Source organism: Vreelandella halophytica (assembly GCF_968193635.1).
On record NZ_OZ309107.1, the window covers coordinates 2811807 to 2824864 of the forward strand.

Here is a 13058-nt window from a genome sequence, read left to right on the forward strand (position 1 = left end):
GGGTATTGGATGGTCATGCGTTACAAAGGTGACGGGGTATAGCCCGGAACCGCCCGGTCGAAATACGTGTTCGCTCCCTGGCCAACGCCGCCCAAACCGCGGAACACGAAGCGCAGAAACAGCCCGCGGTCGCTGAAATCGTCCCCTGCTCGGGCGGTGTCGTTATCGTCGATCCACTCGCGCCAGACCACCTGCACGCCGTAGCAGCAGTCGTTCCACTGCACACCGGCGAGCTGCTCCAGCGCCCGGTCGTTGGTTTGGTCATACAGATAGCGCCCGATCAGGTCGATCTGCGGGGCGGCCTTGTAGCCCACCGAGAGATCCCACTCTTCGCGGCTATAGTCGCGAAAGCCGTCGTCACCGGGTACCACGCCCGGGTCGAACCCTTCGATCTCCCAACGGTAGCCAAGGTTCACTACGTGGCCCTCGGGATGACGATAAGCTACGTCGACGCTGGAGCGCTCGGTCTGCTCGCGTTGATCATCGTACAGCCACTCGTAGCCGGTGCTCCAGCGATCGCTGATCTGCCAATCGAGCCGGGTGACCAGCGGCGAGCGCTCGCGGGTCGCCTGGTAGCGGCTTTGCGGGTTCACGTTCGGGTTCTCTTCCGGGCGGTCGGGCAGCGTATCCGGGTCGCCGTCGCTGTCGATGCGCCGCTCGGCGAAGTACACGCTTTGGCCGACGCCGAAGCTCAGCCGGTCCCGCCCGGCACCATCCTCGATCAAACGTGACTGAACGCCTAACGACACCCGGTTGAGATCGCCCACCCGGTCGGCGCCGGAAAAGCGATGGGGCGACCAAAGCTGATCCCAAGAGAAGGCGCGCTCGCGGCTGTCGAACTCGGGCAAATCCACCTGATCGGTACGTGGAACGTAGGCGTAGTGGAGCCGCGGCTCCAGGGTCTGGCGGTAGTCGCTTTCGCCCAGCGCCAGTTCGCGCTCGAACACCAGGCCGCTGTCGATAGAGGTAATCGCGACGCTGCGCGTAGGCGAGGTGCTGCGACTGGTGTCACGGTTGCCGTAATCGAGCTCGTAGGCGGTGTTCCAAAACTCGGTGCGCGGCTCGATATACCCCCAGGGCTCCTCGAAACGCCAGCCCGCCGCCGGCGAAAGGTGAAGCCGGGAGCCGTTGGCGGCTTCGCGCTCCGGCACCAGAGTTTCATCGACATCGCGCCAGAAGTAGGTGGCGTTGGAGCGCCACTGGCTATAAAAGCCGTTCCCGAGCTGCCAGTTGTTGGTGTTGGCCGTCAAACTCGGTAGCCGGTAAAAGGGCTTGTCGCTGTCGCTTAGCGGGTCTTCCAGGCGCTGAAACCCCTGGGCGCGGGCGTCGAGCTGCCAGCGCTCGCCGCGGTAGTCGACCTGGGCCAAACGCTCCATCGCGGCGCGGTCGCTGCGGCCGAACTCGGCGCCGAAGTCGTCGAAGTAGCGCCCGTCGCTGGCCCCGCCGTAGCGCAGGCTGTAGTTGCTGCGCGGGTTGACGCGGCCGCGGTGGCGGGCGTCGATATACCAGCGATCCTCGCCTTCGAAACGGTTATCGCCGGTGCGCCGACCGCCGTCGTCGGCCAGATAGCCACCCTCGACCATGCCCTGACTCTCATCGAGCAGGTAGCGGTATTCGCCGTTTAAAAGAAGGCCGCGGTCACTCATCAAGCGCGGGGTGATGGTGGCGTCCTGATTGGGCGCGATGTTCCAGTAAAACGGCTGGGCGTAGTCCAGCCCGCTGTTTGAAAAGCCCAGGGTCGGCCACAAAAAGCCGGTTTGGCGGCGCTCATCCAGCGGAAAGCGCACCCAGGGCCAGTAAAACACCGGCACGTCCTTGACCTCGAGGCGGGCGTTGCGCGCGGTGCCAAAGCCCGCGGCCTGATCGAGGCGGATATCGCTACTCACCAACTGCCAGGTGTTTTCGCCCGGATCGCAGGTGGTAAAACGGGCATCGTGCAGCCGATACTGGTTTTCGCCGGTCTGTTCGAGCTGGCTGGCCTGGCCGCGCAGGTGGGGCTCGTAGAGCACGAAACGGCTGTCGTCGATACGGCCGCGGTCTTCGTTGAGACGCAGGGTGGCCTGGTCACCGCGCAAAAGCGCCTGGCCGTTGCGCAGTGCCAGTCCGCCTTCGACCTCGACCTGTTCCCGGCTGGACGGCAGAAAAACCTGCGCGGCCTGAAGCTCGCTATCCGCCCGGCGCAGCACTACGTCGCCGCGCAGCAGCGCTTCACCATTCTGGGCGTAGTCGGCTTGTGTCGTTTCAATCGAGAGCGTTTCGGGGTTTTGCTCGGCGGGTAACCGGTAGCCGGGCATGACGTAGCGCCCGCGGCATAGCTGGCCCTCGGCCTCGGCGGGCCGGTACGGTTGCCAGTCCAGCGCCTCGGCAGGCAAGGGTTCACTCTGCGCCATCGCTGAATACGCGGTGAGCGCAAAAATGCCCACCAGCGTGTGTCCTACCGGCGCAGTGCGCGTAAATCGCTTGCCCATGTTCGTTATCCTTGGCATTCAGAATCGGTATTATACAGCTCGCTAGATGTCCGACCAGCAAGGAGCTTGCATGCCCACTTCCAGGATCGACGCCCTCACCCGATGGGTCGCTGAAAAAAACGGTCTCGCGCCGTCCGCTCTCACCCTCGCCCCGGCCGGGGGAGATGCGAGTTTTCGCCGCTATTTTCGCCTGATACTGCCCTCAGGCGAAACACAAATTGTCATGGACGCCCCGCCCGAGCAAGAGGACTCGGCGCCGTTCGTCGCCATCGGCCGGCAATGGCACGCGGCGAACCTCCCCGTGCCCGCCATCTACCACGCCGATCTTGACGCCGGTTTCATGCTGCTCGAAGACCTGGGCGATACCCCGCTTCAGGCGGCGTTTACCGATGCCGCCAGCGCCCGCGCGCGCACCGGTGAAGCGCTCGAGCTGATCGGTCGGCTGCAAAACGCCGCCAGCCCTGACGCTCTGGCGCCGTACGATGCCTCGCTACTACGCCGCGAACTCGAGCTGTTCCCCACCTGGTGTTTAACCCAGTGGCTTGGCCTCGAGGCGCCGGAAAGCCTGGCCGCGCTGAACGACGACCTGATCGCCCAGGCGCTGGCGCAGCCGGTGGTGAGTGTACACCGGGATTTCGATGCCATGAACCTCATGCCCCACGCCGGAAAGCTCTACATGATCGATTTTCAGGACGCGGTGGCCGGCCCCATCAGCTATGACGTCATCTCGATTCTTTGCGGGCGCTACTGGCGCTTCGAGCCCGCCGAATTCGACGCCCTGGTCAGGCACTTCTACACGCAGGCACGCCGGGACGGGCGCCTCTGCTCGAAAGTCGATGAAACCACGTTTTTGACCCAGTGCCGCGCCATGGCCGCCCAGCGTTCGCTCAAGGTGCTGGGGATTTTCTGCCGCCTGACCCTGCGCGACGCCAAAACCGGGTACCTGGCGCGTTTGCCGCACTTTTTGAACCACCTCGAGGACAGCCTGGCAGCACTTGGCCAGCACGCCGCGTTCACCACCTGGCTGCGTGACACCCTGCGCCCCGCGATCACCGCAAAGCTGGATGAGACTGCATGAAGGCGATGATTCTGGCCGCCGGGCTTGGCACGCGTATGCGCCCGCTGACCGACACCTGCCCCAAGCCGCTTTTGCCGGTAGGCGGCAAGGCGCTGATCGAGCACCACCTGGAGCACCTACGCCTGGCCGGTATCGACGAGGTCGTCATCAACGTAAGCTACCGCGCCGATCAGATCATCGAGGCGCTGGGCGATGGCGAGCGCTTCGGGCTTTCGATTCGCTATAGCGTCGAGCCAACGCCTTTGGAGACCGGCGGTGGCATTTTCAACGCGCTACCGCTTTTAGGCGAGGCGCCCTTTTTGCTGGTCAACGGCGATGTCTGGTGCGACTGGCTGCCCACGCCCACCCTTGCCCCGGGCAAGCTGGCCCATCTGGTGTTAGTGGATAACCCGCCACAACACCCGGAGGGCGACTTCGCCATCATCGAAGGCCTGGCCCGGATGGCCACACCCGCGCTCACCTATTCGGGCATCGGCGTTCTCCACCCGGCGCTGTTTGAAAACTGCAGCGCCGGCGCCTTCGCCCTGGCGCCGCTTTTTAAAGCGGCGATAGCCAAGGGCCTGGTCAGCGCCGAGCACTTTGCCGGCCACTGGGTCGACGTGGGCACGCCGGCGCGGCTTGGCGTGCTCGAACGCCATTTGGCAGCGCGCTAAACTGATTCACCCTTTTGACAGGAGGACCCGTGAGCCTTGCCGATGATATTGCCCTGACGCCGCTGGTCGCGGTTTACGGCACGCTGAAAAAAGGCCTCAACAACGCCCACGTGCTGGAGGGCGCCGAGTTTTTGGGCGGTGACCGGAGCGCGCTCCTTACGCTCTACGACGTCGGCCCCTACCCTGGCGCCAAACGCCGTGACTCCAAAGGGATCGCGCTGGAGATTTACCGCGTCGGTAAAGAGACCCTGGCGGCGCTGGATGTACTGGAAGATCACCGCCCACAAGCGCCCTTTGACGGCGAGTATCAGCGCGTCACGCTTGCCACTCGCTTTGGCGACGCTTGGGTGTACCTCTACAACCCGGATACCGCCGCACTGAGCGCCATCGGCGAAGGCGGCTGGCCGGTAGAGGGATAGCGCCGGTTGGCGCAAAGGCGTGTTATGCTGCGCGCCACGTACGAATCGTTGAGAGAGGAGAGCCGCGTGAAAGCACGGGTGAAGTGGACAGACGGCCGCCAGTTCGTGGCGGAATCGGGCAGTGGCCATAGCGTTGTGATCGATGGCCCGCCGGATCACGGCGGGCGCGATACCGGCCCCCGCCCCATGGAAATGCTGCTGATGGGCATGGGTAGCTGCACCGCCTTTGACGTGCTCAACATTCTCGACAAGGCCCGGGCAGACGTCACCGACTGCGTAGCGGAGATCGACGCCGAGCGCGCTGACGAGGTGCCGTCGGTGTTCACCCGCATCCACGTTCATTTCGTGGTGACCGGGCGGGCGCTCAAAGAGAAGCAGGTACAGCGCGCCGTGGAGCTTTCCGCCGAGAAGTACTGCAGCGCCTCGATCATGCTGGTCAAGGGCGGGGTCGACGTGACTCACTCCTTCGAAATTCAGGACGCCGCGGCGGATTAAAATCGCGTCGCTGGATGCAACTCGGGGACCGGGCGGGCATAATACGCCCGCCCGGTCCCCGGGCAACGTAAAATCAGGAACATGTACGGATCCGGTTCCGGCGCTGGCTCGTCGGGGTGTTTTCACTGCTACCAGGAGGCGCGGAATTGCCTGATAATCTCCGACTCCACGGGTTTAACAACCTCACCAGCTCGTTAAGCTTCAACATTTACGATATCTGCTACGCCAAGACCGAAGAGCAGCGCGGCGAGTATATCGATTATATCGACGAGCTTTATAACGCCGAGCGTTTGACGCAGATTCTCAAGGATGTGACCAATATCATTGGTGCTCACGTGCTCAATATCGCACGTCAGGATTACGAGCCCCACGGCGCGAGCGTGACGGTGCTGATCGCCGAGCACGAGTTGGACGAGCCGCTACCCGCGCAGACCAAGCCGGGCCCGGGGCCGCTACCGGAAACCGTGGTCGGCCATTTGGATAAAAGCCACGTCACGGTGCATAGCTACCCGGAATCCCACCCGGATAACGGCATCAGCACGTTCCGGCTGGATATCGACGTCTCCACCTGTGGCCACATCAGCCCGCTCAAGGCGCTGAACTACCTGATCCACAGCTTCGATTCCGATATCGTCACCATCGACTACCGGGTACGCGGTTTCACCCGGGATGTGGACGGCAAGAAGCTCTTCATCGATCACGCCATCACCTCGATTCAGGACTACCTGGCCGAGGATACCAAGCAGGCGTATCAGATGATGGATGTGAACGTGTATCAGGACAACATGTTCCATACCAAGATGCTGCTCAAGGATTTCGAACTGGATAACTACCTGTTCGGCACCTCGCGCCGGGACATCACTTTTGAGGAAGCGCGGGAAATCGAAAACCGCCTGCGCAAGGAGATGCTGGAGATCTTCTACTCGCGCAATATCGATTAGCCTTTGGCGATCGAAAACAAAAAAGCCGACGCCTGCGCGTCGGCTTTTTTGATGGCGGCTCCGGGCCCGGAGGCTCGCGCAACCCTACGCGGGGGCGCTGTGAATACTTCCCTGTAAGCTACTTTCGCCTTCCCTGGCGAAAGACCCCCGCTACGGGTTACACGATCCTCCTCCCACTGAGCGCATAGCTTTGTATCGATCCTCGGCTAGTAAACCTTTTCCTCTCCTTCCGGGCGCGTTTTGAAGCGCCGGTGCAGCCACAGATACTGCTCCGGGTGTTTGCGAATCGCCCGTTCGATGAACTGGTTGACCCGGGTGGCATCCTCTACCTCGTCCTTGCTCGGGAAGTTCTCGAAGGCGGGCAGGCACTCGATGGTATAGGTGCGGTTATCCGGGTTTCTATGGAACATCAATGGCACCACTGGCGCGCCGGTCATACGGGCGATCTTGGAGGTCAAGCGAATGGTCGCCGCCTGTTGACCGAATAGCGGCGCGAAGACGCTGACATCGCGGCCGAAATCCTGATCCGGCGAGTACCAGACGATATGGCCCGCCTTGATACGGCGCACCACCCCGCGCAGGTCGTGGCGGTCGATGGCCTGGCCGAAAATGCGCGAACGGGCACGGGTCATGAAACGCTCGAACAGCGGGTTGTTGTGGGGCCGGTACACCACGTCCGCCGGGAAGAAGAGCGAGTGCAGCGCCCCGCCCAAATCCAGCGTCGAAAAGTGAATGCCAACCACCAGTACGCCCTTGCCCTGGGCCTTCGCCCGGGCCAGGTGCTCCTCGCCGTTATAGGCGACACGGTGCCTGAAGCCCTGCGCGCTGCGACACCACCCGGTGGCGGTTTCCACCAGCCCGATCCCGTTGGCGATGAAGGTCTCCTTGACCAGCTGTCGCTGGGCATCAACGCTTTTCTCGGGAAAGCAGAGCGCGATATTGGTGGCGGTAATGTGGCGCCGGCGTTTGATCAGCGCCCAGGCGAGCAGGCCGATCATCTTGCCGATCCAAAGCTTAAGCCGCCAGGGCAGCCAGGCGACGAGATACATCGCGCCAATGGCGACCCAGGTGGGCCAGTAGCGCGGATGCGCGAAAGAGCGGGGAAACGTTTTTTTAGACATACCAGTAACCGTTAAGTGAGCGCGCCGCTGTAAATGCGCGGCACGCGAGGCAAGACCCCGGTCAACAGCGTATAGCTGATCGTATCGCAGTGGCGGGCCACTTCATCGACGCACAGCAACGCCCCGTGGGCACTTTGGCCCCAAAGCACCACCTCGCTGCCAATCCCGGCGTCGATATCGCTCACATCGACCGTGAGCATATCCATCGACACCCGCCCGGCGATGGGGCAGCGCTGACCGTTGACGAGTACCGGCGTGCCGTCAACGGCGTGGCGGTCATACCCATCACCGTAGCCTGCGGCCACCACGGCGATGCGCGAGCGCCGCGGCGCTAACCAGCGCCCCCCGTAGCCCACCGGCTCGCCTTTTTCGACACTGCGCAGGGCGATGATTTCTGAGCGCAGGCTCATGACCGGGCGAAGCGCGCGGGTGATGGCGTTATCCACCTCGAGTGGATTGCTGCCGTAAAGCATCACGCCGGGCCGGTTCCAGGCGCCGTGGGCGGCGCGGTGGGCAAGCGTTGCGGGAGAGTTCGCCAGGCAAAGCGAAGCGCCGAGGGTTTCAGCGAGCGCTTTGACCGTCGTCATTTGCCGGTCGAAATAGCCACGCTCGCCGGCATCCGCCGTGGCGAAGTGGCTCATCAGATGAAGCGCGCCCACCTGAGGCGCGGTGCTCAGGCGGTGCCATACCTGCTTCACACGCTCTGGGTCAAAGCCCAGCCGATGCATCCCCGAATCCACCTTCACCCACACGGGGATCGGTTTTTTGGGCGTGCAGGCTAAAAGCGCCTCGACCTGCCAGTCGCTGTGCACGCTGACCCATAGGCCAAGGGTATCCACCAGGGCCAATTCGTCGGCGCTGAAAAAGCCTTCAAGCAGCACGATGGGCCCTTGTATGCCACCCTCGCGCAGGGTGATGGCCTCTTCGATACAGGCCACCGCGAAGGCCGGCACCTGGGACGCCAGCGCGCGGGCGCAGGCAAGCGCGCCGTGGCCGTAGGCGTTGGCCTTGATGACCGCAACGGACTGGCTTTGGGGCGCGCAGCCCGCGGCTAGCTGATAGTTATGACGCAGCGCGTCTAAATCGATATGGGCCGCTAGCGGGCGCATTTTAACGGTTCTCACTTACAGACGTCTCGCGGCGCCTGACGACGGTCGTTCATGAAATCGGATATTGAAGGCGCCCGAATGGGTAGCCCACTAACATTAACGCACCGGATAGTTAATCCGGTGCGTTAGGTCTTGCCTTTTGTAAGGCTCGCTGGGGGTATTAGCTCTCGAAAATAGCGTCGAGAGAAAGACCCTGTTTTTCCAGCGCGCGGCGAAGCTTCTTTAAGGCTTCCACCTGTATCTGACGAACCCGTTCCCGGGTCAGGCCGATTTCAGCGCCGACTTCCTCGAGGGTCGCCGATTCGTGTCCGCGCAGGCCAAAGCGGCGAACCACGACTTCACGCTGCTTTTCACTCAGCTCGTCGAGCCAGTGATCCACGTGCTCGCGCACGTCCCCATCCACCAGAAGCGATTCCGGGCCGGAGACATCGTCATCTGCCAGGGTATCGATCAAGGGCTTGTCACTTTCGCCGCCCATGGGGTAGTCCACGGAGGAGACGCGCTCGTTGAGCCCCAGCATCTTCTTGACGGTTTCGACCGGTTTATCCAGGTGTTCGGCGATCTCTTCCGCCGTTGCCTCGTGGTCGAGCTTTTGGGTGAGTTCCCGCGCGGCGCGCAGGTAGATATTGAGTTCCTTGACCACGTGAATGGGCAAACGAATGGTGCGGGTCTGGTTCATCAGCGCCCGTTCGATCGTTTGGCGAATCCACCAGGTCGCGTAGGTCGAAAAACGAAAACCGCGCTCGGGGTCGAACTTTTCGACGGCGCGGATCAGACCCAGATTGCCTTCCTCGATCAAATCCAACAGCGTCAGGCCACGATTGAGGTAGCGCCGGGCAATTTTTACCACCAGGCGCAGGTTCGATTCGATCATTCGCGAGCGCCCAAGCGGGTCACCCTTGCGCGCCAAACGGCCGTAATAGACCTCTTCTTCTGGCGTCAACAGCGGCGAAAAACCGATCTCGTTGAGATAAATTTGCGTAGCGTCCAGGCTTTGGGTCGCTTGACGATCCTCGCGACCCAGCGCTTTTTCGAAGGCGTTTTCCTCTTCGGTGGCGGTGTCTTCAGCGTCGTCCAACGCTTCTTCCACCGTCTCCAGGTCAACCTCCTGTAGGTCCTTCTCCAGCATACTCATGGTCTTACCCCCGTTGTCTTGCCTAACCGCCATGTAGAAAAGTATGGGTGGTCGCACTTCAATGTGCGCGTACACCGTTATTGTTATATGACGCTCTTATCAAGCTATCCGGGTTCTTCCAATGGCGCCGAGCGCCCTTACCAAGCCGTTTAGAGAGAACGCGTTAGCGCGATGGTAAAAATTCCAAGGGGTTTTGGGGCTGGCCATCGCGGCGCACCTCAAAATGGAGTTTGACGCTGTCGGTATCGCTATCGCCCATCGTGGCAATGACTTCTCCCGCTTCGACCACATCGTTTTCGCTGACGCTCAAACTGTCGTTGTGAGCATAGGCGCTTAGATACTGATCGTTGTGTTTGAGCAGTATGAGGTTGCCGTAACCCCGCACACCGCTACCGGCGTATACCACGATGCCAGGACCGGCGGCTCTTACAGGTTGCCCCTTTTGTCCGGTGATATCAATCCCGGCGGTAATCGTACCGCCTTCACCGAAGTTTCCGCTCACCTGCCCATCGGTGGGCCAGCGCCAGTTGACATCGTCGACCGGGGTGAAGCTTCGCGAGGAGCGATCCGGCGCGGAAGCGGCGGGCGCCGGTTCGGGCTCTGGCTCGGCGGCGGGTTCGGGTTCCGGCTCGGGTTCCGGCGTCGGCTCGGGTTCCGGTTCGGGCTCCGGGGGGCGCTCGTCCGCCTGGGGCGACTCGCTTTGCGGGGCGTCCTGTGCCGTTTCGGGCTCGCTGGCGCTCGGGCCATCCGGCGTCTCGCTTTCGCCCCGCTCGGCATTGATGCGCTGATTACGCTCGATCGCGCTTTCATCCGGCAAGAGCCAGTCCATCTGCTGGTCGTCGCTTTGGCTGGCAGCCTGATTGCTGGCCGCTACGGTCGTCGAGTTCAAGCCCGTGGCGACCGCGCCGCTTTGACGCGACGCTTGAGCGTCACCGCCTTGATGGGAGGCCTGATTACGCGCCGGCGCGCTTCCCGCTCCCTGGCGCAGCGCAATGGTCTGGCCCGGATGGATCTGGTAAGGCGCGTCGATGTCGTTGAGCGCCGCCAGCTCGCGGTAGTCCAGGTCGTGCTGCCAGGCGATACCGTAAAGCGTGTCGCCCGGGGCGACGGTGTATTGAGGCGAGTCTTCCACGGCGCGCCTCGCCTCGCTCAAGTCCCGTACCTGCGGGGTGTGTGGCTGCTGGTTCGCGCAGCCGCTAACGGCCAGCGCTAACAAAGACAGTGTCAAAACCTTACGCATGCAAACCCTACTCCTTTTCAACGCCGCGCGCTTTATGTCGAACTGCGTGGCCTTTGAGCTGCACGCCGATTGAGTAATACTACCAGAAGCGCCCCAACGAGCATCAATGCGACCACGCCCACCACCTGGGCGGAAGCGCCGGTCAACGCGGCGTACTCGCTTGGCAGTAAGTAGCGGTGAGCCAGTGGAATCATCTGCCCTTCTGGCCCCTGTTGGTAGCTCAGTAGTTCGCGCCAGGGCCATAGCACCGGTAGCGAGCCGACGATGAAGCCAAGCAATAGCTGCATGGTGCCCGCGTGGTAGCGCTTTAAAAGCCAGCCCAAAAACCGTGAAAAAAGCATCAAGCCGACGAGGCATCCCACGCCAAACAGCATGATAATACTCATATCAAGGCTTTTGATAGCCCCCATGATGGTGCCATAAAGCCCCATGGTGAGTAACAAAAAGCTCCCCGAGACCCCGGGCAGCAGCATCGCACTGATGGCGATGGCACCGGCGGTCATCACGATCAGCGCCTCGTTACCCAGTAGTAAAATAAGCGGCATCAGCGCCGGCAGCCCGCGGGCGAGCAGAAAACCGGCCAAAAGCGGCAGTATATAGATAAGCCGCCAACGCCCGGTGGCGCGGCTGACCACCAGCGCCGAGGCGGCCACCAAACCAAAAAAGAAACCGTCGAGCAAGAGCGGATGCGCCTGCATCAGCCAAAGCGCCACATGCGCTACGCTGACCAGACTCACCGCAACGCCCGCCAGTAGCGGTAGCAAAAACCCCAGGTTGAGGTGAGCAAAAAGCCCGCGCCAGCCACCCCGGCGCCAGGCCCCCCAGGCGCTGGGGCCGAACTGGCGAATGGTATGGATCAGCTCTTCATAAATACCGGTAATGAAGGCGATGGTGCCACCGGAGACACCGGGGACCGCGTCGGCGGCGCCCATCCCCGCGCCTTTGAAAAATACGCCCAAGCGTCGATGCTTCAATCCACCACTCCTTGCAATAAAGGGACAAACCGTACCGGCTCGAGTCTTCGTTTCTCGAAGGCGCCGCCGATACGCTTGACCTGCGTTAACCACTGGCTGCCGTCCGGCGCTTCCAGCGGGGCAATCAGTACGCCGTCGCGGGTTAGCTGCTCCAACAAGGGTTCCGGGAGCGACTGCGCGCAGGCGGTCAATAAAATCACGTCGAAAGGCCCTTTTTGCGGCCAGCCTTCGCCGCCGTCGGCCAGGGCCAGCTGGACGCGGGCGTCCAGATACTCGAGCCGCTTGGCGGCGCGGCCGGCAAGCGTCGCTATACGCTCGACGGAGTAGAGCGAGGGCACCAGCCGCGCCAGAATGAGCGCCTGATACCCGGACCCGGTGCCCACCTCCAGCACGCGCTGCGGCCTGGCCTTTAGCACCAGTTCGGTCATCCGCGCCACGGTAAACGGCTGCGAGAGCGTTTGCCCGCAGCCAATCGGCAGCGCCGTGTCTTCGTAGGCGCGATGGGCAAGCGCTTCGTCGACGAACAAATGGCGTGGCTCGCGGGCCATCACCTCGAGCACCCGGGTATTCGTAATGCCCTGGCCCACCAGACGTTCGACCATACGATTACGCGTGCGCTGGGACGTCATGCCCCGCCCACGGCGCTCTCCTGACGAGAGCTCAGTCAAAAGCGTCCAGCCAGGCTTGCACGTCCGCGCGGGCGGGGTGGCGGGTTAAATCGGTCTGGAGCGGGGTAATCGAGACAAAACCTGCGTTGATCGCGGCAAAATCGGTATCCTCGCCGTCGTCAGCGTTGGCCGCCACCGGGGCGATCCAGTACCGCGTGCGCCCTCTTGGGTCCTGGACCGGCAGCGCTTTTTCCGCCGGCCCCCGATAGCCAAGCCGGGTCACCTTGACGCCCTGAATCTCCTCCCAGGGCAGGTCAGGCACGTTGACGTTCAAAAGCGTACGCGGCGGCAGCGAAAGTGCGCCCGCGGCGCCCACCAGCGTGGCCGCCATGCGCGCCGCGGTCTCGAAGTGGCGCCCACCGCAAAGCGACACCGCCATCGCGGTCATGCCCAGGTTGCGCCCCTCCATGGCCGCAGCCACCGTGCCGGAGTAGAGCACGTCGTCGCCCAGGTTGCTGCCGTGGTTAATACCGGCAATGACCAGGTCCGGGCGCTCGTCCCACACGCCGTTGACGCCCAGATACACGCAGTCGGCGGGGGTGCCGTCGACACTGTAAAAGCCGTTATCAAGTGCGGTGAGCGACAGCGGACGCGAAAGCGTCAGCGAGTTGCTCGCCCCGCTGCGGTCCCGGTCCGGGGCGACCACGCGCAGGTGGGCATGATTCACCAGGCCGTCGTGCAGGGCGCGCAAACCCGGCGCATACACGCCGTCGTCATTGGATAGCAGCAGTCGTCGCATGGGCCTCTCCTGGGGCAT

General features: G+C 62.8%; 13 protein-coding genes. 5 read left to right on the plus strand and 8 right to left on the minus strand.

The genetic code is table 11. The annotated features are described in order from the left end of the window. Positions 1-20 precede the first annotated feature (20 nt). Positions 21-2468 carry an LPS-assembly protein LptD gene (locus tag ACWHXT_RS13000; RefSeq protein WP_447956148.1) on the minus strand — a complete coding sequence of 816 codons (2448 nt, stop codon included), beginning with the start codon at positions 2466-2468 and terminating at the stop codon, positions 21-23. 70 nt (positions 2469-2538) lie between these two features. Between ACWHXT_RS13000 and ACWHXT_RS13005 the strand changes: the two genes are divergently transcribed. The 5 genes from ACWHXT_RS13005 to speD all read left to right on the plus strand — a co-directional run bounded on the left by ACWHXT_RS13005 (position 2539) and on the right by speD (position 6054). After that, complete coding sequence (locus ACWHXT_RS13005) at positions 2539-3546, plus strand: aminoglycoside phosphotransferase family protein (protein ID WP_447956149.1); 1008 nt, start codon at positions 2539-2541, stop codon at positions 3544-3546. Continuing rightward, positions 3543-4199: an N-acetylmuramate alpha-1-phosphate uridylyltransferase MurU gene (gene murU, locus ACWHXT_RS13010; protein ID WP_447956150.1), complete on the plus strand. Its 657-nt coding sequence runs from the start codon at positions 3543-3545 to the stop codon at positions 4197-4199. Before ACWHXT_RS13005 ends, murU begins: the two co-directional genes overlap by 4 nt. Positions 4200-4228: 29 nt before the next feature. Further along, a complete protein-coding gene (locus ACWHXT_RS13015) occupies positions 4229-4618 on the plus strand; it encodes a gamma-glutamylcyclotransferase family protein (RefSeq protein ID WP_447956151.1) in 390 nt (129 codons plus the stop codon). Between the two features lie 66 nt (positions 4619-4684). Next, positions 4685-5113 carry an OsmC family protein gene (locus ACWHXT_RS13020; protein WP_447529567.1) on the plus strand — a complete coding sequence of 143 codons (429 nt, stop codon included), beginning with the start codon at positions 4685-4687 and terminating at the stop codon, positions 5111-5113. 146 nt (positions 5114-5259) lie between these two features. Then, on the plus strand, positions 5260-6054 hold the full coding sequence (speD, locus tag ACWHXT_RS13025) for an adenosylmethionine decarboxylase (protein ID WP_447529568.1): 795 nt from the start codon (positions 5260-5262) through the stop codon (positions 6052-6054). 206 nt (positions 6055-6260) lie between these two features. Here speD and lpxL read toward each other — a convergent pair whose 3' ends face one another. The 7 genes from lpxL to surE form a co-directional block, all read right to left on the minus strand. Further along, complete coding sequence (gene lpxL / locus ACWHXT_RS13030) at positions 6261-7175, minus strand: LpxL/LpxP family Kdo(2)-lipid IV(A) lauroyl/palmitoleoyl acyltransferase (RefSeq protein WP_447956152.1); 915 nt, start codon at positions 7173-7175, stop codon at positions 6261-6263. Positions 7176-7186: 11 nt separating this feature from the next. Further along, positions 7187-8284, minus strand: coding sequence for an alanine racemase (gene alr, locus ACWHXT_RS13035; protein WP_447956153.1), 1098 nt, complete (start codon positions 8282-8284; stop codon positions 7187-7189). A gap of 160 nt (positions 8285-8444) precedes the next feature. After that, positions 8445-9419: an RNA polymerase sigma factor RpoS gene (gene rpoS, locus ACWHXT_RS13040; RefSeq protein ID WP_447529570.1), complete on the minus strand. Its 975-nt coding sequence runs from the start codon at positions 9417-9419 to the stop codon at positions 8445-8447. Positions 9420-9582: 163 nt separating this feature from the next. Further along, entirely contained in the window at positions 9583-10659 is a 1077-nt protein-coding gene (locus tag ACWHXT_RS13045) for a peptidoglycan DD-metalloendopeptidase family protein (RefSeq protein ID WP_447926702.1), read from the minus strand. Positions 10660-10691: 32 nt separating this feature from the next. Next, a complete protein-coding gene (locus tag ACWHXT_RS13050) occupies positions 10692-11633 on the minus strand; it encodes a DUF368 domain-containing protein (RefSeq protein ID WP_447926703.1) in 942 nt (313 codons plus the stop codon). Then, positions 11630-12262 (minus strand): protein-L-isoaspartate(D-aspartate) O-methyltransferase, encoded by a 633-nt coding sequence (locus ACWHXT_RS13055; protein WP_447956154.1) that lies wholly within the window; start codon positions 12260-12262, stop codon positions 11630-11632. The genes ACWHXT_RS13050 and ACWHXT_RS13055 overlap by 4 nt, the downstream gene beginning before the upstream one ends. A 31-nt stretch (positions 12263-12293) precedes the next feature. Beyond that, the gene (gene surE / locus ACWHXT_RS13060) at positions 12294-13040 is read right to left on the minus strand and encodes a 5'/3'-nucleotidase SurE (protein WP_447926705.1); all 747 of its coding nucleotides are present in this window, start codon (positions 13038-13040) and stop codon (positions 12294-12296) included. Positions 13041-13058 lie beyond the last annotated feature (18 nt).